This window comes from Humibacillus xanthopallidus (assembly GCF_006717145.1).
Lineage (GTDB): Bacteria > Actinomycetota > Actinomycetes > Actinomycetales > Dermatophilaceae > Humibacillus > Humibacillus xanthopallidus.
Map to the genome: position 1 here is coordinate 841,076 of NZ_VFQF01000001.1, position 23,178 is coordinate 864,253.

Below are 23,178 nucleotides of genomic sequence, written 5' to 3' on the forward strand. Positions count from 1 at the left end.
CGTAGCGCGACTCAGCGGCGGGTGAGCCACCGGCCGAGGAGCGTGCCGTCCTGCTCGAGCAGCGCGTTCAGGTCGAGGTCGACGGCGACGTCGGCGCCGCTGAGGGGCCGGGGGTGGTCGCCGCCGACGAGGGTCGGTGCGACGGTGAGGCAGAGCTCGTCGAGCAGGTCGTGCTCCACGAGCGTCGACAGCCAGGAGGGGCCGCCCTCCGTGAGCAGCCGCGTCCAGCCGCGGCGACCCAGGGCCTCGACGAGCGCAGCGGGGTCGACGCGCTCGTCGCCGCAGACGATGACGTGCTGATCTCCGAGGCTCGACCTGGCCTCGGCAAGACCCGGTGCTGACGCCGCTGTGGCCAGCAGCACCGAGCCGTCGTCGACCCCGTCGAGCCGTGGCGGGACCTGGCCGCGGTTGCTGACGGCGACGAGGGGCAGGCCGGGGGGCAGGCCGTCGCCCTGCCGCAGGCCACGCCAGCGTTCGTCGACCGAGATCGGCGAATACCCTTCGTCGCGAAGGGTGCCCGCGCCGACGACCACCGCGTGGCTCTGGGCGCGCAGCAGCTCGAAGACGACGTGGTCGGCGTCTGTGTTGATGCCTCCCGAGCGCCCGTCGACGCCCGTCGCGGACCCGTCGAGCGAGCTGACCATGTTGGCGCGGAGCCAGGGCTCGCGAGGGGGTGCGTAGACGGCATACAGCGCTGCGTCGCCGAGGGCGTCGAGGTCGGCAGGGGCGGAGACGGCGGGGGACCCCGAGACGAGCAGGCGCATCGGGTCAGTATGCCGTCCGCGAGGTCGGGTGTGGCGGATCCCCTTCCGAGGTGGTGCGGTCCGGCAGGATGACCCCCATGGGCAAGGGCAAGAAGGACAAGAAGAAGAAGCTGAAGGACTCCTCGGGCAAGGGCGCGAAGAAGGCTGCCAAGAAGGCGGAGAAGGTCTCCGACGCGCGCGAGGAGATCAGCGAGGACGGCGCGCGGCTCGGCGGCTTCGCCGACGCGCTGCGCGTCGGCAAGGGCTTCTCGCTCGTCGACGTGGACACGGGATCGACCCCGGCCTTCGACGGAGACGAGGAGGACGGCGAGGCGGCCCTCGAGGCGGGGCACGCAGAGCTGTCCGACCTCATGGAGCGGCTGTTCGCCGAGTCGACGGCCGGCTCGAAGCGGGCGCTGCTGCTCGTCGTGCAGGGCATGGACACCTCCGGCAAGGGCGGCCTCATGCGGCACGTCATCTCAGTCAACCCGCAGAGCGTGCGAGCCACCGCGTTCAAGCAGCCGACGCCCGAGGAGCTCGCCCACGACTTCCTGTGGCGCGTCGAGAAGGCGCTGCCCGCGGCGGGGCAGCTCGGGGTCTTCGACCGGTCGCACTACGAGGACGTGCTCGTCGTGCGGGTGCACGACATCGTGCCGCCCGAGGTGTGGCAGAAGCGCTACGCGCAGATCAACGCCTTCGAGCGGCGGGTCGACCGGTCCGGCACGAAGGTCATCAAGGTGATGACGCACATCTCCAAGGAGGAGCAGCGCGAGCGCCTGCTCGAGCGGCTCGACCGGCCCGACAAGTACTACAAGTACAACCCCGGCGACGTCGACGAGCGCAGCCACTGGCTCGACTACATGGAGGCCTACCAGGCTGTCCTCGACAAGACGTCCACGGTCGCCGCACCGTGGCACGTCGTGCCGGCCGACCACAAGTGGTATGCCCGGCTCGCCGTGCAGCAGCTCCTCCTCGAGGCGCTGCGGTCGATGAACCTCACGTGGCCCGCGGCCGACTTCGACATCGAGGTGGAGAAGAAGCGGCTCGCCGAGAGCTGAGGCCGGCCTCGTGACCGTCAGCCGGCGCGCTCGATGAGTGCGCCGGTCGACGTCGCGAGGTCGACATCGAGCGAGCCGAAGGTGTGGCCGCGTCGGCCGGCGATGCGGCTCGCCACGAAGGCGTCGGCGACCGGACCGGGGGAGTGCTCGACGAGCAGGCTCGCCTGCAGGGCGAGAGCGAGCGCCTCGACGACCGAGCGGGCACGGAACGCCGCCTCGGCGGACGTCGGGTCGAGCGAGCGGGCTTGTGCGAGAGCGGAGTCCACATGGCCGTCGAGCTCGGAGCTGCGACCGCGCACACGGTGGAGCTCCTTGGTCAGGGCCTCGAGCGTTGCCGGCTCGCGCGAGACGGCACGCAGGACGTCGAGGGCGTTCACGTTGCCCGAGCCCTCCCAGATGGAGTTGAGCGGCGCCTCGCGGTAGAGCCGGGCGAGGCCGTTCTCCTCGACGTAGCCGTTGCCACCGAGGCACTCGAGCGCCTCGGCGACCGTCGGCGCGGTCCGCTTGCACACCCAGAACTTGCCGAGGGCGACGCCGAGGCGGGCGAGGTCGCTCTCGCCGGTGTCGAAGGCATGGGCGAGACGCAGACCGAGCACCGTCGCGGCCTCCGCCTCGAGCGCGAGGTCGGCGAGGACGTTGCGCATGAGCGGCTGGTCGACGAGCAGCGCCCCGAAGGCCGAGCGGTGGCGCGCGTGGTGCACCGCCCTCGCGACCGCGTCACGCATCGTCGCGGCCGAGCCGAGCACGCAGTCGAGCCGTGTCGCGCTCACCATGTCGATGATCGTGCGCACACCGCGCCCCTCGTCACCGAGACGGACGCCCCACGTGCCGTCGAGCTCGACCTCGCTCGAGGCGTTGGAGTGGTTGCCGAGCTTGTCCTTGAGGCGTTGCAGGGCAAAGGCGTTGCGGCTGCCGTCGTCGAGGGCGCGCGGCACGACGAAGCAGGTGAGCCCTCCGGGGGCCTGGGCGAGGACGAGGAAGACGTCGCTCATCGGTGCTGAGCAGAACCATTTGTGGCCCGTGAGGCGGTAGGTGTCGCCCTCGACGGGTCCGCCCGGTGTCGCCACCGCCCGAGTCGTGTTGGCCCGCACGTCCGAGCCGCCCTGCTTCTCCGTCATGCCCATGCCGGCCAGCGCGCCCATCTTGGACGCGACAGGCCGGATGCCGGGCTCGTAGGTGCGGCTCGCGAGGGCGGGGAGCCAGCGGTCGCGCTGCTGGGGGTGGTGCCGCAGAGCCGACCCCGCGGCATACGTCATCGAGACGGGGCAGCCGTGGCCCGCCTCGACCCGCGACCACACGGCGAAGCCGGCGGCGCGGCGCACGTGGGCGCCGCTCGCCGGGGGCTCGGTCCACGCGCCGGCGGTCAGGCCCGCGCCGACCGCCTGGTTGAGCAGCCAGTGCCACGAGGGGTGGAACTCCACCTCGTCGATGCGGTTGCCGCGGCTGTCGAAGGTCCGCAGCACCGGTCGGTGGGTGTCGGCGAGCCTCCCGTGCTCCTGGGCCCCCTCCGAGCCCGCGAGCCGGCCGAGCGGGCGCAGCTGCTCGGTGGCTCCGTCGCCGCCCCAGCGCTCGAGCGCCTCGACGAGCGCGGGGTCGTCGGCGAGGAGGTCGCGGCCTGCGAAGGGGGGCACCTGGTTGGTCACCTCGTGTGTGCTCACCCTCCCGAGCCTAGGTCCGGGCCCGGTTGGCGGGGCCTGCCTCCCCGTGTCGCACCGGTCACCCTCGCCGGCCCCCACTAGCCTCGGGGCTGATGAGTGCGCGAGCGAGGTTTCAGGCCGCCCTGGAGCGGGTCCCGGGCGGCATGACGGCGGCCCGCCTCACGCTGCGCACGATCGACGTCTGCCTCGACTACCGGGTCACTGGGCTCGCTGCCGAGGCGGCGTTCTTCATGCTCCTGTCGTTGCCGCCGCTCGTGCTCGGCCTCTTCGGTGGCCTCGGCTACGTCAGCGCATGGATCGGGCCCGACGCCGTGTCGCGGGTCGTCGCCGAGATCCAGTCGTATGCCGCCCAGTTCCTCACCGAGGCCAGCATCACCGAGCTGCTCGTGCCGACCGTGCAGGACGTCCTCGCGCGCGGACGCCCCGAGCTCGTGTCGGTCGGCTTCCTGCTGTCGCTCTGGTCGGGGTCGCGCGCCCTCAACGTCTTCATCGACACCGTGTCGATCATGTACGGGCAGAAGGACGTTCGCGGGATCATCCAGCTGCGGGCACTCTCCCTGTCGCTCTACACCGTGGGCACGGTCGCCGGCATCGTCCTGCTGCCGATCGTGCTGCTTGGCCCGAGCATCATCAGTGGGTGGCTGCCGCCACAGCTCGACTTCCTGCGCTACCTCTACTGGCCGGCCGTCCTCGTCGTCAGCGTCCTGGCCCTGACCTCGCTCTACCACGTGTCGACGCCGCGACGCGGCCCGTGGGTGCGCGACATCCCGGGCGCGGTGCTCGCGATGACGATCTGGCTGGCCGCCTCCTACGTCGTCCGCGTCTCGCTCGAGGCCTCGCTCGGCGGGTCGACGATCTACGGACCGCTCAGCGCACCGATCGTGCTGCTCATCTGGCTCTACGCGCTCGCCATCGCGATCCTCATCGGGTCGGGGCTCAACGCCGCGACGCGCACGATCTGGCCGGTCGTGCTCAGCGACGGGGCGAGCAGCGCCGTCCACTGGCACCCGTGGAGCGAGCGGGCGGTGCTCCAGGTGGCCATCGAGGACGAGCTCGCCGACGCGGAGCAGCAGGTGGTGCGACAGGTGGAGCGGCACGCTCGCGGGCACTCGGGCGGGCACTCGGGTGGGCACTCGGGTGGGCCTGCGGAGCCGGTGAGCGACGAGCGCGCGGGGGACACGCCGCATACCGGCGAGGCGGCGCTGCGCAGCCACCGTCAGGACGACTGAGCGGGGCTCGGGGGCGCGTTGCCCGTGTGCCGAGGCCGTTTTGTATGTCGCAGATCGATCCGCTAATGTCTACCAAGCACGAGCGGGGAGGTTACACCGCTGGTGTTCCCGCGGACGTAGCTCAGTTGGTAGAGCGCAACCTTGCCAAGGTTGAGGTCGCCGGTTCGAGCCCGGTCGTCCGCTCGGAGGCAATAGTTCCACTTGCCTTCCACGGTGGAGTGGCCGAGAGGCGAGGCAGCGGCCTGCAAAGCCGCGTACACGGGTTCAAATCCCGTCTCCACCTCGGTACAGCACCACAACAGCAACACCCAGGGCGATTGGCGCAGTGGTAGCGCGCTTCCTTGACACGGAAGAGGTCACTGGTTCAAACCCAGTATCGCCCACCACCGGAAAACGGCCCCTGAACTGCGGAAACGCGGTTCAGGGGCCTTCTTCATTTCGCCGTCGTGGACCAGACGTGGACCACGGGGACGGCGAGCGGGTGCGCCGTTTCAGGCCGGCCGGCCTCCCACATGAGCCGTGGACCGCGGCCACGCGCCATGAGATGTGGGCCCCGACTTCTTGCGCCGCTAGACAACGCTTGGCTCGGCGCGACGAGCGCGGCGGCGGTCCGTAGGGTTGCGGCATGCCTTACCCCGGGCGTCCGACCCTGTCAGTGCTGGCTGGGACCGGGCATGACGACAGGACCGCAGCCGACAGGTTCAGGGCCACGGTCGGGCTCCCGGTCTTGGTCCCGGTCTTGGTCCAGGTCACGGTTCGAGCCGACGGACGTGGGGTGGCGGCTGGGCAGCTCGTTCCAGCCCAGGGGCGGGCATCTGTGGGTGCCGTGGGACCGCACCGCCGGGGTCATCGGCCCTCAGGGCAGCGGCAAGACCCTCGACGCGCTGATCCCCGCGCTGCTGCAGGCTCCCGGCGCGGCACTGGTCACGCTGACGAAGCTTGACGACCTGCTGCTGAGCCTGACGGCCCGCTCCGCTGACGACCGGCCGTGTGTCGTGCTCGACCCGTTCGGCGCAGCCACGGGGTTGCCCGAGCTGGTGTGGGACCCGATCGATGGGTGCGTCGACCCGATGCTCGCCGAGCGGCGCGCGAAGGCGTTCACCGCCGGCAGCGTCAAGGGCGCCGTGGCCGGCGGGCACGGCGACGACGCCGCCCGGTTCTACGCGGCCGAGGCCGCCAAGGTCCTGCAGGCCTACTTCCACGCGGCCGCCCTGACCGGCCGCACCCTGCAGGACGTGCTGCGCTGGGTCGCGAACCCGCTCAGCGCCACGGACCCGACGGAGATCCTGCGGGAGCACCCGCACGCCGCACCGTTCTGGCACGGGCTGCTGTTCGGGGCGCTCCGCGGCGATGACCGGACCGCCGGGAACACGATCACCACCGTGCAGCAGACGATGAGCCTGTTCTTCCAGGAGCCGATCCGGCGCCGCTGCGTCCCCGGCCCCGGACGTCCCGCCACCGACATCGCCGACGTCATCGCACGGCGCGGCACCATCTACCTGCTCGGACGAGAGGACCCCTACGCCAGCGCGTCCCCATTGATGACAGCCGTCGCCGAGCACGTCCTCGACACCGCCCTCGCCGCCGCGAACCAGTCGCGCTGGGGCAGGCTCTGCCCGCCGATGCTCGCCTGCCTCGACGAGCTGCCCTCCACCGCACCGCTGCCCACGCTGCGCACCCGGATGGCCAACGAACGCGCCCTCGGGATCTCGTTCATCTGGGCCGCGCAGACCCGCCCGCAGCTCTCCGCCATCTTCGGCGACCAGGAAGCCCGGACACTGCTCGGGCTGACGAACAACCTCATCCTCTTCGGCGGCTCCAAGGACGTCGCGTTCAACCAGGAGATCAGCGACCTCCTCGGGCCCGTCCGGGTCGCCCGCACCAGCTGGCAGACCGGGAACCGGGGCGGCCGCAACGTCGCCGGTGAGGACATCCCTATTCTCACCGGCGCCGAGGTCCGCCAGCTCCAGGAGCGGCACGCCCTCGTTGTCGCCGAGAACGGCAAACCGATCATCGCCGCCCTAGACCGGTGCGTCGACGGACCCAAGGGGCGGCAGCTCCTCACCGAGCAGGCCGCAGCACGCGCCAAGGTGGGGGAGGGACGCCGGCTGGTGGTCACCCCCGCGGCCCGCTCCATTGCTGCACTCGTCGAAGCGCGACGCCACGGACTGTCCAATGACACGACCAACGCTCCGAACATCACGCCGACCCTCACGGTGCGGCGATGAGCGTCACCACAGAGCCCCAGTTCCCGCCGACCCCCATGGTCCGCCCCTTCTCGGAACCAAGCCGCGGGCTGGCGCACTGCTACCGCGAGCTGCACCTCGCCGCCACCGGCACCGCCGAGCAGAAGAAGGCTCTCGGCGACCTACGGATGTTGCCCCGACCGTGGGACCCGACCAGCATCCGAGAACCTCAGCTCCGGCGCGAGCTGTGGACCTGGCTCGACCAGGTCGTCGACTGGCTCAACGTCGAGTACGTCTGGGACGTTGTCGGCATCATCCCGCCCTGCTGGCCCCAGCATCCTCACCTCGTCCACGAGATCGCCGTTCTGGCCGACCAACGCCGCCGCGCCGGCCTCGGCTTCACCAGCGACGCCCTCGAGGAATGGCACCGCTACTCCCTTCCCGCCTTCACCGAACGACTCCGGACCCGCCTGAAGGACCACTGCGAAGAAGGACACAGCGACTGGCCCGCCCGCGGCCGCCACAACCGCCACGCAGCCGAGCACGCCAGCCAGCAACGCGACACCGCGTTCTCCAACGACGAAGCCCTCGCGAAGAGCACGCGCCGAGACCCCAGCGAGACCCTGCGACTGCACCTCGTCGACACCGGACACCTCACCCCCGAGGTCGTCGACCTCGAGACCGGCGAGATCCTCGGCGACGGCGATGAATGAGCAACCACGGCGACCGCAGAGGGCCCCCTGAGACGCAGCAAGAAGCGAATCGCCTCGCGCGGCCCCTACAGCGACATGAGACGGACGCGAATCCGCCGCCCGGGGTAGGCGCCCCTACCGCCCAGTTAGGGCGTGTCGGGGACCCTGCTGCCTACCGGCCCAGATGGGCCCCCGCCGCGGTGCCCAAGCAAGGTGCGTCCGGGCGCATCAACCGAGGACTTCACGACGAGCGAGGGGCCGAGAAATCTTGGCCCAGGGGCGTCGCAGCTCCACATCTCGGCACCACCGGGCGAGATCGACGACTCACCAAACCCCGATCAGGCTCGAAACGCCGGCCGATGAAGTACCCGATGCCCCCAAACCCTTCCACGACCCCCGCGTCGACCTGCTCGGGCATATTGTTATGCAGCCGTCGCTACCCAACGACTGGTCTCTATTTCGAAAATGAAAAATAGCGATCAAAAGACTCCAGACTTCCCGCTCCGCCTCTCACCTTAACCCCTTCAATCTGCGCCTTCGTGATCCGGCCGCCGCCGGTGGTCGAAAGAGGAAGAAAAACTTCTCCCAGCATAGTCTCAAGCCTATCGACAGGGATATCACCTGAGGAAGCTGCAGCGTTGCCCAACTTCTCAATGAAGCGCGAGTACTCGCTCTCCGGACCACGCGAGATCGAATCCACAGGATTCACCGCTACAACGAAATCCCTGCTTTGCCAGACAAGGGAATAGACTAACGGGGCGAACGTCCGCAAGAACGTAATCAGTGCGTAATCGAACCAATCCATTATTGAGTCTGATTCAGCATCCCAGAAGGCCGCCAACTGTGCCAAGTAGCGATTGATTGCTCGGGGAGTCCTTAACGAATCTCGAAGGCACGTTGGATAAAGGGCCCAGAAGCGCAGGGCCAGTCCTCGATCATCTTCCCATGACCCGTGCGGAAGAATATCCCGAATTCCCGCGTCCAACAGGTCTCGTCCGGAGCCCAGCGAGAGCGGCGGCAAATCGAGTCGCAACTGAACGATCTTCTCCAAGTAATCTCGAGCCCTGGCCCCGTCCCCACCACACAACTCGGTGAGGGATAGCACGTCCAATAGCGTCTTCTCATCATACGCCAAGATGTAATACACATTCGGAAGTCGTCCAAGGAACCGTACGAGTTTGAAGACGAGAAGCAGTTCCATCGGCGACAATCGATCGAGATCGTCAATCAACACAAGCACGGCTCTGTCCTGCGACCTCAGAAACTCGTCCATACGCGCACGCTCCGCTGACGCGGTCGCATCACCCTTGACAAAATTCCCTAACGCGCTAAGCGCCGATTGCGCATCTACACCAAGAATCCCACCCGCAGACCCCAGAGGGCTGATCTTCTCGATGAACCGCCCGATTTGTCGCCTCGTATCACCCGGACGAGTCCCATCCGGAAGCGCCGCGGTGAGCTCATCAAAGAAGCCCAATAGCATCGAATGCAGGTCTGAATATGTCCAAGGGTTGAACTCTGAAACGGTCCAGTCGGACCGCGATCGCGCCCAGGCCCGAATCATCAATAGCACTGAAGACTTGCCAGAGCCCCATGGCCCAATGAGGCCAAGAACACTCGACTCGCTTGCGCGGTGGACTCGTTCAAGCAGCGCGCATACGCGCTCGGCGTACACCTTTCGGTCCAGCATGTCGACCCTCTCAGGGGTCGCATCGATAGGGTCGTCGGAATAGAAACGCGCGTCGGTCGCCATCTTCATCCCCCTCGAGGCCCGGCTTTCGCGTCCAAACCAGGGTGGACCGCGATCTCGAGGCCAAGGCTGTCACCGACCACGATCTTCTCAACGGCAAGTCTCCCAGGGGCTCGGAGAGCCCGGAAGTACGCGGATGTATCTTCGGAATCGATCCTTGAGACGCTCTTCACTAGAAGGCTGGCGCTGGGTCCGAAGCAGGCACGCCGCAACAAGAAGGTGGCCTCGCCAAAGCGCTCTAACCTGTCTTCTTGGATGAAGCTGGCCTCGAGGGTGCGCTGCCAGCGAATGGAATTCCCGGTTCGTCCCGTGTTCGTCTGAGCCGACCGGGCCTTAACGTGAACGAAGTTCCTCAGCTGTCTATCGACGCCTTCAACAACTAGGTCTGCGCATTGTTGAAGGATTGCTTGGGACGCAGACGACTCTTGTCCCAAGACCTCCGCCAGTAGCAGCACCGTCGACTCAGCCGACTCAGGTGATTTGTCGCCATGCGAAATCATCGACATCAGTAGATCGTCCGGGTCACTAGCAAGGGCGCAGGACAGCCCAAGCGCACGGCGTACCTGTGGTTCGTCGACGCGATCTTCGAGATCTAGAAGCGTGTGCTGGGTCATGGACACCAAGCAGTTTGCTGCCAGGTATTCCTGGAAGGCTTGGTGTGAGAATTGCCACTTATCATGGCCAGCATTGCGGATCAAGCCACTGCTTTGGCACGTATCGATTATCGTAAGCGCAGATGAATCGAGACGTGAAGCAAAGTGCGACGTCAGAATGTCATTGCGCGTGAACACGTTCCGTTGCTGCGAAACCAGCCGTAATGACAGTTCGCCAAGGATCACCAACAGTTGGCGCGGTGTATAGGTCGATTCGTTCCATCGGCTTACTTCTCGGGCCCAGTCCCAGTCTGTGAGTAAGGTGCCCACGCAATTTTCTACAAAGGCGGCGCGGTCATTTAGCGAGCGTGGCGAGTGCCTGTATGACGAGGCTATTAGGGCGAGCAGAAGCGGAGATCGGCATAACTCGGCAAGATCTTGATCCAGAGCCAACCTGGAACCAACATCATTGGCAGCCGCAGGGTCACCGCGCTTGGAGAAATACAGTAGAAGCCAGTGTCGAACCCATGAGTCGTTCGCTGGCCTAATCGTCATGTGCGTGAAGCCAGGCAGCCAGTCGAGCCCTGACGTCGACCTGGATGTGACGAGCACCCGCATTCTCGGCAGTGCAGCACAGAGAGAGGCGATTGAATCGGATATCCTTGTTCGCATCTCGAGAGTAGGAACCTCATCCAGACCATCCAGAAGCAGGAGGAGTCGTGCGCCTCCCAGAGGTGCCTCCATGTCTTCAGTTCGCGGATTTTCTCCCTGCCCGGAAACGAGACGCACTAGGCCAGCGATCGTTAACGCCTCCGGCGTGAGCTCTCTGAGCTGTAGGAACAGGGGGAGCGTGTCGGCCCACTCTGAAGCCTCTAACGCGAGACGACGCAGGCATGACGTCTTCCCTGAACCGGGCGGCCCGGTTAGATGCACGCGAGCAAAGTCTCGCAGGTTCTCCCAGCCAACAACGGTAGGGGTGGTTGACGAGTCGTAGAGGTCGAACACTGGAGGAACGAAGCACTCGTCCAGAGAAATTCGCGTGTCAGGCGTGAGGGCATCACTCTCTCGGCAGGCGGACTGGATTTCGAGCCTGAATCTCTCGCTCAAGCCACCCCAATGTCCGCGAGGTGCGTCGAGTGGTACACCGTCTCGGTCGGTCTCCACAAATGCGATGCCCGGGTCGTCCATGCTCTGGTAGACCAGCGAGGAGTAGATCATGCCTTGCAGTTCCACGGTGGCCACTCTTCTGGTGCATGTGATCGCAAGAAGTCTGCGCATGGCCTTTGCGAGAAGGGGATCTGTTGACGGCCCGGGGCCCTCCGACGCCCTAAATCGACCGTCCGCCTTACGCAAACGGACGATGGCTACCTCTGATCCGTCCGGCCGTTCGTGCATCTTTACCATGGAGCCATTCCGTCCGCTCATCGCAGAAGCTCCCTACAGGGCTGAACACATTGGCCCCAGAGTTCTTCAAGTCCAAGTTCGGAGAAGGTGCGATGGACTTCTTCCCATAGCAACTCACTAACAGTTTCTGCTCCGCCAAAAACTTGAGCCTGCAAATGCGCGGCTCTTTCGCCAAGAGTGAAGGCTGGAAGGTAGCCCACGAGTTGCAGCACCTGCGCCTCGGAATCATTGTCTATCGAATATCCGGTCCGACGCAGATGTATCACCCGTAAACCCATTATCGCTTGGTCGGCAGCCGACAAGCGCGCAGCCTCGTATACTGGCGCAATGCGCAAGGATTCCGCGTCGGCAAGGGCTCGACCGCAAGGGTCGATGAAGACGTCATTGGAAGGCTCGTAGAACATTGAGTGGCATGTGAAATCACAATATGCCAAATCCCGCTCAAAGCTCGCTCCAAACAGGGCGTCTGCCGATCCGGGGCGGTCCTGGCGAAACAATCGTATTGTTGCCGTGGGGTCCGCCGTGCGAGGGCGCCCACCCACGCGCAACCTTCCGTTTTGACAATCTAGGATCCCGGCCGTCAGAGCCTCGTTTCCATACATATCTTCGAGTAGATTCTTCAATCGGTCCACCGGCATGGTCGTCACAAATTCTGCGTCCAACACGTCCTGCCCGCCGACCACTTGGCGTAGGGTTTGACCAGAAAGGAATACTTCAAATCCCCGATGCCAGATCTCTTGCGTCAAATCCCAATGAGCAACTCCTGGAGGTATCATGCGCCCCATGACGGCGCGCAACGTTTTTGAATCCGTTTCTGTCGGCCTATATATGGCAGCGTTCGGTGGCAAGCGAGCCCATATCGGACCCGCTACCTCCGACGCGTTTGTCAAGCGCAGCGATTGAAAGGGCAGTCGACTCGCAACTCCACCGTGATATGGCTCCACCACGGCACACCCTTGCGCGTCGTGGGCGACAACCTCACCATCACAGCGGAGCGTAGCCTGATACCAAGTGACGCGGTCGCCAACCCTAGGTATGGGGCAGTCCGGGGCGCGCAAATCCTCTGCGCCGACTACATCACGCCAGGCGCCCTTCATGGTTGTCCCGCCGCGAAGGAACCTCTGTTCAACGTACGCTCGCTCTTTGGGGTGCCGGGGAGGTGGGTCGACGCTTTGAAGTGAGTCTAGGGCCGCGCTCGCTGTCTGGGCGTGATCCGCGCCACATAAGCCGAGGTCATGGCTCCCATGACTACCCCGGGTTGGGTGTCCATCCGCGGGTAGTATCGGTTGATGTGTCCCGATGTGTCCGTGGTTGGGTGTCTCGTGCTCAGCCTCCGCCCCCACGCCATCTCATGGGAGGTGGCGGCGCGTCGGTCCTAGGCGTCACCGTCCCGAAGATGGACGTTCTCACATCACTCTGCTGGAAGACGTCCACGTGAACGGCAGCCCCTATCGCCGCGTGACGACCTGAAGTGGCTCATACCAATCGAGGGTTTAGCTAGCCCGGGCGCGTCGGTGTCGGGGTAGGGGTCGAGGCCTTCCGATGATGGGAGTTCTGACGCTCCCCACCCGGAAGACCTCGACGTGGCTGACGCTACCTTCGCGACCCCTGACCTGAGTAAGTTCTGCCGCCTCGATGAGTTGGGCTTGGAGGTGGTCGGTCAACAGGTGGGCTCGGATCGGGCGGTGCTGGCCTGTTGGGTCGTCGACCCTGACCAGTGGTGCCGCCGCTGTGGTTGTCAGGGCACTGTCCGCGACAGCGTGTCGCGCCGGCTGGCGTCCATGTCCTGTGCGTCTACCCCGGAGCCACCGTGCCCGCTAACGCCGCCGTGTCGCACCCGCTGCCGCGCACCTGGCGCGTGGTCTACACCATTGGTGGCACGACTCCGAGCTTCACCCCGACCAACGTCCAGGCGGTCTACGTCCTCTGATCTTTGAATAGCAGCTAATTGCAGTTAGCGGTGTACCAGTCATTCATCGATTTAATGATTGCGTTCGAGGTGTATGCGCCGACATTAGGGTCATATGCTGTCAGGGCCTTGTTGTGATCGTTGAGGTTCTGCCTGAATGTGCCATCCATGACCATAGGCTGCGAGACTTCTGCGCCTCCGCCTTTGGCCGCCAGCTTCGATGCCTGATTCACCACGTCACCCATGTAGACGACATCTGCCAGGCCGCTGCCGTTGTAACCAGCCTTAATCATTAAGGCGCGCCCATACGATGCCCCGATCCCGATCGTTATCGGCGTCGAGTACCCCTTCTTGCTCAACTTGTAGTTGAGCACCTTCAGCAAGCTGTTGGCTGTGCACATCTTCGTATAGACAGTGTCGAGATCCGGCTTGGTACTTGTGTTGAAAACGGCCCAGACGCAATCGCCCACGATATTGATCTCTCGAGCATTCTCGTCCGAGTTGAGGACGGCTACCATCTCAGATATGAAAGCCCGATAGAGTCTCGCTAACGCAGGCCGGTTGTACAGGGTCGGCAACTTGGAAGAATCGCGAATATCGATGAAGACGGCACTGCAGTATGCATAGAAGCCATTCGTGTAGGTCAGGGTATCTCGATCAGGGAGAGATTTCTTCTCTTCGAAGTTACCTTGAGGTTGTGCCAAGATTTCATCGATTCGACCGAATGAGGCCAAGTGGTCGTACGCCTTATGATTGCTATCCATTGATAACCCCTATCGAGACTAGTGAGATATTGAGTGCGACGCAGGCCAGGGTCACGAGCGACACGGCCAGGCAGAGGAGCGCAAGGCCAGCCCAGAAGTACTTCCTCTTCGCTACCCGCGCGTTTGCCCAGACCTGCTGAGCCAGCTGCTCCAGTAGGGAATCAGGGTTCGTCGCTAGTGCCTTGAACTCCTCGATGTACGCCGCTGGCGACTTCGGATGCCTTCTTGCGATGTGCTCGAAGTACAAAAGGCTGGTTGGGGGCTCCGACGCATGGAGTCTCGGCCACAATGCCGTCAGTGCACATGCCGCAGCCAGAAGCACGGTGACGGCACTGGTAGTCGCCGCAATTGCTAGGAAGCCGCCTGGATGGTCTTGGCTCTTGACCAAGTTGTAGAGGACCCCTCCCGTAACGCCTGACGCCGCCATGAGGGCACCGGCCTTTGACTCAGCGTGCTTAACCCAGTCGTTGACCAGGCCTACCGCCTTCCAAGCTTCTGCTGCGTCGACCGGTCCGCTCTCGTCAGGGCCTAATGTCACCACCACGGGCGCAGGCTCTCTTCCAAACCACACGAACGTTGTCCCCTGTCACTCAGTCGTTACGAGCCTCTACCAGCCTAGCGAGGGGGCGCTTGTGGGCGTCCGAAGCGCGCTGTGGAGGACGACATCGTCAGCACCAGCGACAAGCAGGTTGACGCCAACCACTCCGTCCCCCACCACGTCGACAACTTCAACACAACCGTGTGCATCGTCATCTACTTCATCTACAAGCCCAACGAGCTCGGCTTCACCGTCATCATCAACACCGACGGCGGCACGGTGCTCTCGACCACGTTGTCGACAACGTCGAGAGCCTGCACATCGGCGTCGCCGAGGGTGTACTTGAACCTCAGTTATCCACAGGCTCCAGGCCGTGTTGAGCGCTCAGGTTGTTGTCGTGCTGACTACGCGCCTAGCGTCTGACGTGCAGCGATGCACCCCGACGAGGTCGAGACGGCCAGGTTCGCAAGCGTCTAAAGGGCGGTCCTGTCCAACTGCCCCCGAGCCCTATGAAGAGGTGAAAGAGGCGGTGATGTCATCAAGCACCAGGAGACAGCAGAGCGCTAGCAGGCCGTTTGAGCGGCCCTCAGCAGGCCGTTGGCTCGGCGTGTCGGTCGGAGGCACCTGTCACCATCTACTCAGGTTCCTACGGAAGCAACTACTGCTTCGTCCACATCCTGTACACCCGCTTAGAAGGGAGGTTTCCCGATGGACTGGTCGCTGAGGGTCGCTCTTACCGTGACCACCCTTGCCGTGGTGCCTCTGCTATTCCTGTTGATCGGAGTGGGCTACGCCATGTGGCTCCACAAGCGCGGCGTCGCAGAACCAGAGAAGCAGGTCGTCCTGCCCCTCAAGGCCGCGATGCCCAGCCGCCGTGCCAAGGAAGACGCTGACGCGGCCAAAGCTGAGCTACCGCCGGCCGCCTAGCCTCGACGCGTTACGGCCTGGTCTACCCGTGTTGTGGTGGATGCATAACGGGCAGACATGAGTGCAACCTAGCTACACCTACAACGCGACCCTGCTCCACGTCCACGATGGCGACACCATCGAGGCAGTCATCGGCCTTGGCTTCCGTATCAGCTTCCAGAAGCCTATCCGCTTTGCTGGCATCAATGCACCAGAACCGAAGCCGTTTGTCACCGGCAAACGGCGTTGGTCAACGCACGCACTTGGCGCTCGGCGGGCGCGCGCTGGAAGAGGATGCGTTGGCTTGTTTATCCCTCATCCGTGAAAGCAACAACATCGAGACGGAAGCGTCCGGCGTCCCCGTAGTCCAGAAAGAGGCTGCCGGGTGCGAGTCGATCGACGCGAACCGAGGCGCGCTGCTCACCAAGCTCTCCCACGACCAACTCGTCGATGATCGCCTCAATGACATCTCCAGGGCTCAATCTCATGGGCCGAGTGTCCCGCAACCAACGTCCGGAACTGCCGCGGTGAGCGCGTTGACGACCCGCGTCCCTCCGCCGCGAAGCGCCCTCATGGACGCGGCGTTGATCGCCGCGACGAGAAGTACCAGGTCGCGGAGCGACGGGCTCGCCGTTATGTCGGCTTGCGCATGTCGGGCCGCTGCGGCCCAAGGCGGGGCCGCGGGGGCATCGCCAATGGACCTGAGGACTGGGCGCGGTATTCACGCGGCGACATGCCATAGGCCGCACGGAACCGTTGGGTGAAGTGGGCGGCGGACACGAAGCCTGCCGTGTGCGCGGTCCAGGCGACGGTGTGGGCTGCGCTGTCGCCCTTCTGCAAGAGCATCCGCGCCAGCTCAAGTCGCTCGGTCATGATCCACTCGGCGATGGTTCGGGCTTCGCCGCTCCACGCGTTGTAGAGCTGTCGTATCGAGACGTTGTGTGCGGCTGCAACCAGAGCGGGGTTGAGGGCCGGGTCGTTCAGGTGGTCACGAATGAAGGCCTGGCTGCGGTAGCGGAGGTTCTCCGCTGCCGTGGACGCTTGCAGCGTTGGCGCGTCGGCTGCGGTCGCGAGCAGGGCGCGCATGAGGCTTGTGGTGGCCGGTGCGACGGTTAAGAGCAGGTCTGGGCGGTTCGTTGCCAGGGCGGAGATGTCGCGCAGGTGGTTGCGCATCAGCGCGTAGAGGGCGTCGTCTCTGCGCAAGCCAACGGATGCCGCCGGTAGCGCGCGGCGCGGCAAACCGACTGCATCGGCCGGGAGGGTGAGGGCGACCGTGCGACCGGGTGCTCTCCGGCGGAACTCGTACGGTGAGAGCTGGTCGACGAGGACCAGCTCTGGCTCAACGAGGCTCCCGACTTCCTGGACTCCGTCATGCTCGTATCCCCATGGACCTGCGCTGAGCAGTGTCAGCGTGACCCGTGGTGGCGAATCACTGTGTACGGACCGGGCTGACCGAACGAGGCGAACGCCGGAGCTGACGCGGCGCATCAAGGTGCACCCCGCACCGAGGTCCCACCCTTCGACCTTGGCGGTGGGTGGCATGCCGAACGAGCTGACGTCGGCCTGGATGCCGACTCGGCGCATGGCGTCGCGCAGGGCTTCGGCTCGGTCTTCGGGAGCTATCGTGCGGGTGTCCAGGAGCACAGTCATGACGATCCGATCTCACTGCGGTTCAAGACGTCCCGCGCCATCAGGGCGTATTGAGGCCGCACCTGATGGGCGACGTGGGCACGGCGCCCTGGATGGCGTCTTCGCGATCCGTTCGAGTGACTGCCCAGGCGATCAAGCCGGTTGTCATGGCCAACCTTCGGCGACGAACTGCAGGCCGTTCGTAAGGCAACATGCCCATGATCGACCGTGGCAGATCACCATTACAAGTCCTGCCTAGTCAGCCAGTCCAGCACGAAGTACGCCACATCTCGCCAACCCTCACCCACCGGGAGGTCCTGGCCGAGGCCGGAGAACACCTGCCGGTCGGTGACGTCATCTCTGGCTGCCCGACGCAGCTTCTCCTCCAGGTGCAGGGCCGTGCGTTGCTCGTGGGATGACTGTCGACCACCGACGACCAGCAGGACCGGCACCTCGGGCAGTCGGTGCCGTCGTGCCGCCCAAGGCGGCCGACCCGTGCGATGCGCCGGCGGAGACCCAAACCGGGACGTGCGGGTCGGGGAAAGGGCAATGGCGGCGCCCAGAACCTTCCGTTCCCCTCGTGTCGCCGTCTCAACGTCCCGGTGGGTTTGAGCTGCCGGTGGCCCCCAGCGCCGCGCCGTGGGGCGGTGCGCTGCGGCGATCGCCACGGCGGCGCCGGCACCGTGGCCCACCACGACCGGCGCTCGACCGGTGTCAAGCAGGTCGGCGATCTCACCGGCGGCTCCTGGATGGTCGGCGGCTTGCAGGACCGTGGCTTCGTAGCCGTTTTCGTCGAACAGCGCCGTCCACCTCTTCCATGCCGGTGCCAACGGACCACGGTCCGGCACGAAGATGGCCTGCGTTCGTTGCGGCGGCTCGTGAACCATGCGTTCACGCTATGGCGACGCGCTTCCCCGTCGCGGCCCCACCTCCCAGGTGTGCACGTTCAGAACGGTACCTGTGCACGCAGGGACAACTACCCAGCTACGGGCGCGCCTACGGTCAGGACGCATCAGGAACCGGATACCGCTCAGGTACGGGTGACGTGTCGCATTGCTACCGGGCGCTCCCGCTTGACCATCACGAAGCGCCACGGGCGGGTCACCTCGAGAGCAGGAGCGGCCCCTCCACCACGGCTATCGGCCGGTTCACCGCCTCAGAAGGAGACCGCGTCATGAAAACCCCGCAACCGCTAGGCAAGCCCATCCCACATCGCCACCCTCGACTGCGCCGACTCGCCGGCATCGCCGGTGCCCTCACCGGGCTGTTGGCCCTTGCCGCCAGTTCCGCTCTGCTGACGGCGGCCACGTCGGCGTCCGCGACGAACCTGTCCAGCCGTCCGGCCGCCCAGCCCACCACCAGTCACGCCAAGGCCCCCTCGGGCGTGGCAGGCGCCAAGCCCACCGTTGTCCTGGTCCACGGCGCCTTCGCCGACGCCTCAGGATGGGGCGGCGTGATCACACGCCTCCAAGCAGAGGGCTACCCGGTCATCGCCCCCGCCAACCCCCTGCGGTCCGTTGCTGGTGACGCCACCTACCTGCGCAGTGTCCTGGCCACCATCGACGGGCCCGTCATCCTGGTCGGACACTCCTACGGAGGAGTCGTTATCACAAACGCCGCCACCGGCAACCCCAACGTCAAGGCCCTGGTGTACGTTGCCGCGTTCGGCCCGGACCAGGGAGAGAGCGTCGGAGACCTCACCGGCAAGTTCCCCGGCAGGATGCTGACCCCGGACAACCTGATCATCCGCGCGTACTCCACCAGTCCCACAGACACCGGCCTCGACGGGTACATCAACCCGACGGTGTTCCGAAGCGTGTTCTGCGCCGACGTACCCCAGGGCCAGGCTGCCGTCATGGCTGCGACCCAACGCCCCGGCGCCCTCGCAACCCTGGGCGAGCCGTCAGGGGCCCCGGCGTGGAAGACCATTCCGTCCTGGTACGTCGTCGCCAAGCAGGACAACGCCATCCCACCTGCCGCCGAACGCTTCATGGCTGAGCGGATGGGCGCCTACACCGTCGAGGTCAACGCATCGCACGTCGCGATGATCTCTCACCCGAGCGTAGTGGCGGACCTCATCCTCCGCGCCGACCGCTCCACGCGCTGATCCCACCCATCTCGCGGACTGCTCAACGATCCTGCCCTCGTCCAGCCCGACAGTCTCGCGCAGTCGGGCGGGACGAGGGGAAGGGACGCTGACGCCGCACCCTCAGAAGGGAGCCGTCATGGCTCACACAATGTTCGAACCCACCGTCTCCGAGCTCGAAGAGGTCGAGCGCGCCAACGCCTCGGGCAAGCAGCCCGTCGTCTTCGTCCACGGCCTGTGGCTCCTGGACAGCAGCTGGGATCGGTGGGCGGCGTTCTTCGAAGAGAACGGATACGCCGCCGTAACCCCCGGTTGGCCCGAAGACCCCGCCACCGTCGAGGAAGCGCACCAGAACCCTGACGTGTTCGCCGGCAAGGGTGTCGGTGACATCGCCGCCTACCAGCAGCAGATCATCGAGCGCCTGCACCGCAAGCCCGCCCTCGTCGGGCACTCCTTCGGCGGTCTGCTCGTGATGATCCTCGCCGGGAGGGGCTTGTCAGCAGCGACAGTCGCCATCGACGCCGCCGGCGGACGCGGCGTTCTGCCGCTGCCGGTGTCGGCCCTGAAATCAGCGTCACCAGTCCTGTCCAACCCCGCCAACCGGCACAAGGCCGTCGCGCTGACCTACGAGCAGTTTCGCTACGGCTTCGCCAACGCCGTACCGGAGGAAGAAGCGCACCGCATCTACGAGACGTACCACGTCGCCGGTTCGGGGGTTCCGCTCTTCCAGGCCGCCTTCTCCAACATCAACCCCGGCACCGAAGCCAAGGCCGAGAACAAGAACCACGACCGTGGCCCGATGCTCGTCGTGTCCGGCGGCCTCGACCACCAGGTGCCTGACGCCACGTCCAAGGCCATCTACAACCGCCAGAAGAAGAACCAGCACCACGTCACCGAGTACTCCCTGATCGACGACCGTGGGCACTCACTGACCATCGACGACGGGTGGCAGGAGGTCGCGCAGCTCTCGCTCGACTTCATCTCACGCTTCGTCAAGTAGCCCCCACCACGTTCAGCAGGCGTCCGGACCGCCCTTCCCATCACTGGGTCGGTGCGGTCCGGCGCCGGCAGAACAGGCCCCATCACCTCAACAGGTGCAAGGGCGGCTCGCTCGCGGCGAGTCGGCCGGCAACACCGCCACCGTCCTTGACACCCTCGCCAAGCCCACCCAAGGAGTGAAGTCATGCCGACACCAATGAGCACCCTGCAGGTCACCAAAATCAGCCCCGGATGGTGGAAGATCACCTTCGACAACCCGCCCATCACCCTCTACGACCCAACGGTCCTCCACGACTTCGAACAGCTGGTCACCAGCATTGAAGGCGATGCCGAGCTCAAGATCGTCACCTTCGAATCAGCCAATCCCACGTACTTCATGGCGCACATCGACCTGCTCAAGGTCGGCGGCGCCGCCGAACAAGCCGACCACACCGCCGACAGGCCAGGAGCACACGGACTACCACCCTGGCCAGACGTCCTACGGAGGCTGGAGAACGCACCTCTCGTCACAGTCGGAGTCCTGAGGGGCCGAGCACGCGGAGTCGGAAGTGAGTTCCTGCTCGCCCGCGACGTCCGGTTCGCCTCCCGAGAGCTCGGCATCCTCTCGCAACCCGAGATCGGGTTCGGCTTCTTCCCCGGAGGAGGCGGAATGGAGCGGCTACCACTCGCCGTCGGACGCGCCAGGGCCATCGAGATCATCACCGGCGGCGAGGACTTCGACGCCGACACCGCAGAACGCTACGGATGGGTCAACCGCTCGATACCCGACGCCGACCTCGACGAGTTCGTCACGCGCTTTGCCGAGCGTGTTTCGGGGTTCGACAAGGCGCCAATCGCCGCCACCAAGCAGCTTCTCAACACCCGGGTCCGAATGGCCGACCCCACAGACCTGGTGGAAACACAGGCGAAGTTCTTCGAGGTGTCGGCCGGCGCCGAAGTCGCAGGGCACGTCACCACCTTCCTACAGAGCGGCGGCCAAACCGACAGCGAGTTCGAGCTCAACCTAGGAAGACATCTGACGCGCATGTGAAGGCGTCGACGCCTGGTCGCGTACGTCGGGAACTCGGGCGCCCTGCGAGTGATTCACCCCGGGTTTCGTGGAGGCTGATGACCCGGAAGGATCGGTTTCATGCCTGCACCGAGGAAGTATCCCGAGGAGTTGAAGGAGCGAGCGACGCGGCTGGCGTTGGACGCTCGGGCTGACGCGAGTACGCGTCGTGGCGCGATCGCGCGGATCGCTGGGCAGTTGGACATCAACCCGGAGGCGCTGCGCGGCTGGGTTCGCCTTGCTGAGGCCGGCGGTCGGCGTCCGTCGGCCGCTGCGGCGGTGACCGAGGCCGAGCCGGTCACGGACCGGGAACGAGTCCTGCAACTGGACAAAGAGGTTCGCGAGCTCAAGCGCGCGAACACGATTCTGCGCCAGGCCGCGACTTTTTTCGGAGCGGAGCTCGACCGCCAACAGCGCTAAAGGTCCAGTTCGTCGACGAGCACCGCGACGAGCACGGGGTCGAGCCGATCATCGACGCACTGCAGGGCACGTGCGCGCAGATCGCCCCGAGCACCTACTCCGCCGCCAAGGTCCGGCCGCCCTCGCCGCGGGCCGTGAGCGACGCGGCGACGCTGGCGCGGATCGAGAAGGTCCACGAGCAGAACTACGCCGTGTACGGGGCGCGGAAGACGTGGCGGAGCCTGTGCCGGCAGGGGGAGCCGGTGGCGCGGTGCACCGTCGAGCGGCTGATGCGCTTGCATGGGATCCACGGGCTGATGAAGGCCAGGAACCCACGGACCACGCTGCCCGCGCGGCCCGCGCACCCGGACGACCTCGTCGAGCGCAACTTCACCGCCGATGCACCCGACCGGCTCTGGGTCGCGGACATCACCTACGTCCGGACCTGCTCGGGCTGGGTGTACGCGGCGTTCGTGATGGACATGTACTCCCGGCGGATCGTCGGCTGGCAGGTGTCGACTTCGTTGCACACCACCCTCGCGTTGGACGCCCTCGAGATGGGCATCTGGTCCCGGCAGCGGGCCGGGCACGACCTGACCGGCCTGATCCACCACAGCGACCGCGGCGTGCAATACCGAGCGGTCCGCTACACCGAACGACTGGAAGAGGAAGAGCTCGTCGCTTCCGTTGGCAGCAAAGGCGATTCGTACGACAACGCTGCAGCCGAGGCGTTCAACTCGACGTTCAAGACCGAGCTGATCCGCAACCCCAAACTCCTGTCCAGACGCGGGCCGTGGAAGAGCATCGACGACCTCGAGATCGCCGTCGCTGAGTGGGTCGACTGGTACAACACCAGCCGCCTACACGGCAGCCTCGGCGACATCCCACCCATCGAGTACGAGACCAAGCACTACGCTGCACGACAGCCCCCACAGCTCGTGGGGGCAACACCCTGAAGGCCTCCAACAAACCCGGGGTGAATCAAGGTGATGTCGGAAGTCCACACCCGGTTCAGCTCACCCTGGTCGAACCGGCGAGCCACCAAATCCGGGATGGCGTGCCGGGACGGGTCCACGATCGTGGTCACCGGCCGCCGCGGACGCGGGCTGATGCCCACGATCGCGTGGGCGCGCATCCGGGATGTCCGTCAAACGGGGGCAACCTCAGTCGAGCCAGAAACACCGTTCAACAGACGGTCCGGACTCAAAACCCAAACCCGGGGCTTGACCCGTTGGTACCGTCATTATGTACTTACGAGGAGGCGCGATGGCCATCGAGGGACTAGAGCTAGCCACAGCGATCGAGTCTCTTCGAGATTCCCTGTTGCGGGCTCGCGCTGCCGGCGCAAACAAAGCAATCCAGCTCCCAATCGAGTCGATGACCGTCGAGCTGGAGGTCGCGGCGACAGTGGACAAGGAGGGCAAGGCCGGCTTCAAGGTGCCGATCGTCGAAATTGAGCTTGGCGGCGGGGTTGGGCTCCAGAATGCCACGAAACAGACCGTGACGATTGTTTTCAGAGAGCCAGTCGACCGGTCTGGTAATCCTGTCCCTGTCGCAGACACCAGCGACGAACGCGAAGAGTGACAG

21 protein-coding genes, 3 tRNA genes, 2 pseudogenes and 1 other annotated feature are annotated in these 23,178 nt (G+C 65.4%); of the genes and pseudogenes, 16 read left to right on the forward strand and 10 right to left on the reverse strand.

Translation table 11 applies throughout. From position 1 onward, the window contains the following. Positions 1-11 precede the first annotated feature (11 nt). Positions 12-764 carry a dihydrofolate reductase family protein gene (locus tag FHX52_RS03770; RefSeq protein ID WP_141820045.1) on the reverse strand — a complete coding sequence of 251 codons (753 nt, stop codon included), beginning with the start codon at positions 762-764 and terminating at the stop codon, positions 12-14. A gap of 77 nt (positions 765-841) precedes the next feature. Here FHX52_RS03770 and FHX52_RS03775 point away from each other — a divergent pair, with 77 nt between their 5' ends. Next, positions 842-1,801, forward strand: coding sequence for a polyphosphate kinase 2 family protein (locus FHX52_RS03775; RefSeq protein ID WP_141820047.1), 960 nt, complete (start codon positions 842-844; stop codon positions 1,799-1,801). Between the two features lie 17 nt (positions 1,802-1,818). On the opposite strand, the gene FHX52_RS03780 is transcribed toward FHX52_RS03775, so the two are convergent. Next, positions 1,819-3,459, reverse strand: a complete 1,641-nt coding sequence (locus tag FHX52_RS03780) for an acyl-CoA dehydrogenase family protein (RefSeq protein ID WP_141820049.1) — start codon at positions 3,457-3,459, stop codon at positions 1,819-1,821. Between the two features lie 92 nt (positions 3,460-3,551). On the opposite strand from FHX52_RS03780, the gene FHX52_RS03785 reads away from it, so the two are divergent. The 6 genes from FHX52_RS03785 (at position 3,552) to FHX52_RS03810 (ending at position 7,587) form a co-directional block, all read left to right on the forward strand. Further along, positions 3,552-4,688: a YihY/virulence factor BrkB family protein gene (locus tag FHX52_RS03785; protein ID WP_141820050.1), complete on the forward strand. Its 1,137-nt coding sequence runs from the start codon at positions 3,552-3,554 to the stop codon at positions 4,686-4,688. Between the two features lie 110 nt (positions 4,689-4,798). Continuing rightward, positions 4,799-4,871: transfer RNA gene (locus FHX52_RS03790), tRNA-Gly, on the forward strand. A 29-nt stretch (positions 4,872-4,900) separates the two neighbouring features. Beyond that, positions 4,901-4,971 (forward strand) — tRNA-Cys (locus FHX52_RS03795). Between the two features lie 28 nt (positions 4,972-4,999). Further along, positions 5,000-5,074, forward strand: a tRNA-Val gene (locus FHX52_RS03800). 384 nt (positions 5,075-5,458) lie between these two features. Continuing rightward, entirely contained in the window at positions 5,459-6,916 is a 1,458-nt protein-coding gene (locus FHX52_RS03805) for a type IV secretory system conjugative DNA transfer family protein (protein WP_246069601.1), read from the forward strand. Further along, positions 6,913-7,587, forward strand: a complete 675-nt coding sequence (locus FHX52_RS03810) for a hypothetical protein (protein WP_141820054.1) — start codon at positions 6,913-6,915, stop codon at positions 7,585-7,587. Before FHX52_RS03805 ends, FHX52_RS03810 begins: the two co-directional genes overlap by 4 nt. Before the next feature lie 433 nt (positions 7,588-8,020). Here FHX52_RS03810 and FHX52_RS03815 read toward each other — a convergent pair whose 3' ends face one another. The 3 genes from FHX52_RS03815 to FHX52_RS03825 form a co-directional block, all read right to left on the reverse strand. Beyond that, positions 8,021-9,319: a KAP family P-loop NTPase fold protein gene (locus tag FHX52_RS03815; RefSeq protein ID WP_185747067.1), complete on the reverse strand. Its 1,299-nt coding sequence runs from the start codon at positions 9,317-9,319 to the stop codon at positions 8,021-8,023. A 2-nt stretch (positions 9,320-9,321) separates the two neighbouring features. Then, the gene (locus tag FHX52_RS03820) at positions 9,322-11,142 is read right to left on the reverse strand and encodes an NACHT domain-containing protein (protein ID WP_185747068.1); all 1,821 of its coding nucleotides are present in this window, start codon (positions 11,140-11,142) and stop codon (positions 9,322-9,324) included. A gap of 188 nt (positions 11,143-11,330) precedes the next feature. Beyond that, positions 11,331-12,098 (reverse strand): hypothetical protein, encoded by a 768-nt coding sequence (locus tag FHX52_RS03825; protein ID WP_185747069.1) that lies wholly within the window; start codon positions 12,096-12,098, stop codon positions 11,331-11,333. A gap of 798 nt (positions 12,099-12,896) precedes the next feature. On the opposite strand from FHX52_RS03825, the pseudogene FHX52_RS03830 reads away from it, so the two are divergent. Next, positions 12,897-13,091: pseudogene (locus tag FHX52_RS03830) on the forward strand (ISL3 family transposase); the annotation flags it as partial. A gap of 166 nt (positions 13,092-13,257) precedes the next feature. Here FHX52_RS03830 and FHX52_RS03835 read toward each other — a convergent pair. Both FHX52_RS03835 and FHX52_RS03840 read right to left on the reverse strand, forming a co-directional pair. Beyond that, complete coding sequence (locus FHX52_RS03835) at positions 13,258-13,986, reverse strand: adenylate/guanylate cyclase domain-containing protein (protein ID WP_141820062.1); 729 nt, start codon at positions 13,984-13,986, stop codon at positions 13,258-13,260. After that, complete coding sequence (locus FHX52_RS03840; protein ID WP_141820064.1) at positions 13,979-14,530, reverse strand: Pycsar system effector family protein; 552 nt, start codon at positions 14,528-14,530, stop codon at positions 13,979-13,981. Before FHX52_RS03840 ends, FHX52_RS03835 begins: the two co-directional genes overlap by 8 nt. Before the next feature lie 108 nt (positions 14,531-14,638). Here FHX52_RS03840 and FHX52_RS03845 point away from each other — a divergent pair, with 108 nt between their 5' ends. Next, positions 14,639-14,947, forward strand: coding sequence for a hypothetical protein (locus FHX52_RS03845; protein ID WP_141820066.1), 309 nt, complete (start codon positions 14,639-14,641; stop codon positions 14,945-14,947). A gap of 285 nt (positions 14,948-15,232) precedes the next feature. Next, on the forward strand, positions 15,233-15,451 hold the full coding sequence (locus FHX52_RS03850; protein ID WP_141820068.1) for a hypothetical protein: 219 nt from the start codon (positions 15,233-15,235) through the stop codon (positions 15,449-15,451). Positions 15,452-15,738: 287 nt separating this feature from the next. Here the strand turns inward: FHX52_RS03850 and FHX52_RS03855 are convergent, their stop codons facing one another. From FHX52_RS03855 to FHX52_RS03865, 3 genes are all read right to left on the reverse strand, one after another. After that, positions 15,739-15,918, reverse strand: a complete 180-nt coding sequence (locus FHX52_RS03855; protein ID WP_141820070.1) for a hypothetical protein — start codon at positions 15,916-15,918, stop codon at positions 15,739-15,741. Positions 15,919-16,063: 145 nt separating this feature from the next. Beyond that, positions 16,064-17,080, reverse strand: coding sequence for an AraC family transcriptional regulator (locus FHX52_RS03860; RefSeq protein ID WP_141820072.1), 1,017 nt, complete (start codon positions 17,078-17,080; stop codon positions 16,064-16,066). A 221-nt stretch (positions 17,081-17,301) separates the two neighbouring features. Further along, complete coding sequence (locus FHX52_RS03865; RefSeq protein ID WP_141820074.1) at positions 17,302-17,946, reverse strand: hypothetical protein; 645 nt, start codon at positions 17,944-17,946, stop codon at positions 17,302-17,304. A 287-nt stretch (positions 17,947-18,233) separates the two neighbouring features. Between FHX52_RS03865 and FHX52_RS03870 the strand changes: the two genes are divergently transcribed. The 6 genes and pseudogenes from FHX52_RS03870 (at position 18,234) to FHX52_RS03890 (ending at position 23,175) form a co-directional block, all read left to right on the forward strand. Next, positions 18,234-19,166: an alpha/beta fold hydrolase gene (locus tag FHX52_RS03870; protein ID WP_141820075.1), complete on the forward strand. Its 933-nt coding sequence runs from the start codon at positions 18,234-18,236 to the stop codon at positions 19,164-19,166. Positions 19,167-19,284: 118 nt separating this feature from the next. After that, positions 19,285-20,145: an alpha/beta hydrolase gene (locus tag FHX52_RS03875; protein WP_141820077.1), complete on the forward strand. Its 861-nt coding sequence runs from the start codon at positions 19,285-19,287 to the stop codon at positions 20,143-20,145. Positions 20,146-20,328: 183 nt separating this feature from the next. After that, positions 20,329-21,174, forward strand: a complete 846-nt coding sequence (locus FHX52_RS03880; protein ID WP_221630460.1) for an enoyl-CoA hydratase/isomerase family protein — start codon at positions 20,329-20,331, stop codon at positions 21,172-21,174. 99 nt (positions 21,175-21,273) lie between these two features. Then, a complete protein-coding gene (locus tag FHX52_RS24715) occupies positions 21,274-21,612 on the forward strand; it encodes a transposase (RefSeq protein ID WP_425460081.1) in 339 nt (112 codons plus the stop codon). Next, positions 21,570-21,701: a sequence feature (AL1L pseudoknot), on the forward strand. It overlaps the preceding gene by 43 nt. Beyond that, positions 21,654-22,547, forward strand: a pseudogene (locus tag FHX52_RS03885) (IS3 family transposase); the annotation flags it as partial. (Overlaps the previous feature by 48 nt.) 310 nt (positions 22,548-22,857) lie before the next feature. Then, positions 22,858-23,175 carry a trypco2 family protein gene (locus tag FHX52_RS03890; RefSeq protein ID WP_141820079.1) on the forward strand — a complete coding sequence of 106 codons (318 nt, stop codon included), beginning with the start codon at positions 22,858-22,860 and terminating at the stop codon, positions 23,173-23,175. The last annotated feature ends 3 nt before the right edge of the window (positions 23,176-23,178 follow it).

Bases quoted from the DNA above. Each gene is read 5' to 3' on its own strand.
- FHX52_RS03785 (WP_141820050.1), top strand. From the start codon at position 3,552: ATGAGTGCGCGAGCGAGGTTTCAGGCCGCCCTGGAGCGGGTCCCGGGC.
- FHX52_RS03870 (WP_141820075.1), top strand. From the start codon at position 18,234: ATGAAAACCCCGCAACCGCTAGGCAAGCCCATCCCACATCGCCACCCT.
- FHX52_RS03810 (WP_141820054.1), top strand. From the start codon at position 6,913: ATGAGCGTCACCACAGAGCCCCAGTTCCCGCCGACCCCCATGGTCCGC.
- FHX52_RS03850 (WP_141820068.1), top strand. From the start codon at position 15,233: ATGGACTGGTCGCTGAGGGTCGCTCTTACCGTGACCACCCTTGCCGTG.
- FHX52_RS03815 (WP_185747067.1), bottom strand. From the start codon at position 9,319: ATGGCGACCGACGCGCGTTTCTATTCCGACGACCCTATCGATGCGACC.
- FHX52_RS03835 (WP_141820062.1), bottom strand. From the start codon at position 13,986: ATGGATAGCAATCATAAGGCGTACGACCACTTGGCCTCATTCGGTCGA.
- FHX52_RS03860 (WP_141820072.1), bottom strand. From the start codon at position 17,080: ATGACTGTGCTCCTGGACACCCGCACGATAGCTCCCGAAGACCGAGCC.
- FHX52_RS03775 (WP_141820047.1), top strand. From the start codon at position 842: ATGGGCAAGGGCAAGAAGGACAAGAAGAAGAAGCTGAAGGACTCCTCG.
- FHX52_RS24715 (WP_425460081.1), top strand. From the start codon at position 21,274: ATGCCTGCACCGAGGAAGTATCCCGAGGAGTTGAAGGAGCGAGCGACG.
- FHX52_RS03770 (WP_141820045.1), bottom strand. From the start codon at position 764: ATGCGCCTGCTCGTCTCGGGGTCCCCCGCCGTCTCCGCCCCTGCCGAC.
- FHX52_RS03865 (WP_141820074.1), bottom strand. From the start codon at position 17,946: ATGGTTCACGAGCCGCCGCAACGAACGCAGGCCATCTTCGTGCCGGAC.
- FHX52_RS03825 (WP_185747069.1), bottom strand. From the start codon at position 12,098: ATGGGGCGCATGATACCTCCAGGAGTTGCTCATTGGGATTTGACGCAA.
- FHX52_RS03875 (WP_141820077.1), top strand. From the start codon at position 19,285: ATGGCTCACACAATGTTCGAACCCACCGTCTCCGAGCTCGAAGAGGTC.
- FHX52_RS03855 (WP_141820070.1), bottom strand. From the start codon at position 15,918: ATGAGATTGAGCCCTGGAGATGTCATTGAGGCGATCATCGACGAGTTG.
- FHX52_RS03890 (WP_141820079.1), top strand. From the start codon at position 22,858: ATGGCCATCGAGGGACTAGAGCTAGCCACAGCGATCGAGTCTCTTCGA.
- FHX52_RS03880 (WP_221630460.1), top strand. From the start codon at position 20,329: ATGCCGACACCAATGAGCACCCTGCAGGTCACCAAAATCAGCCCCGGA.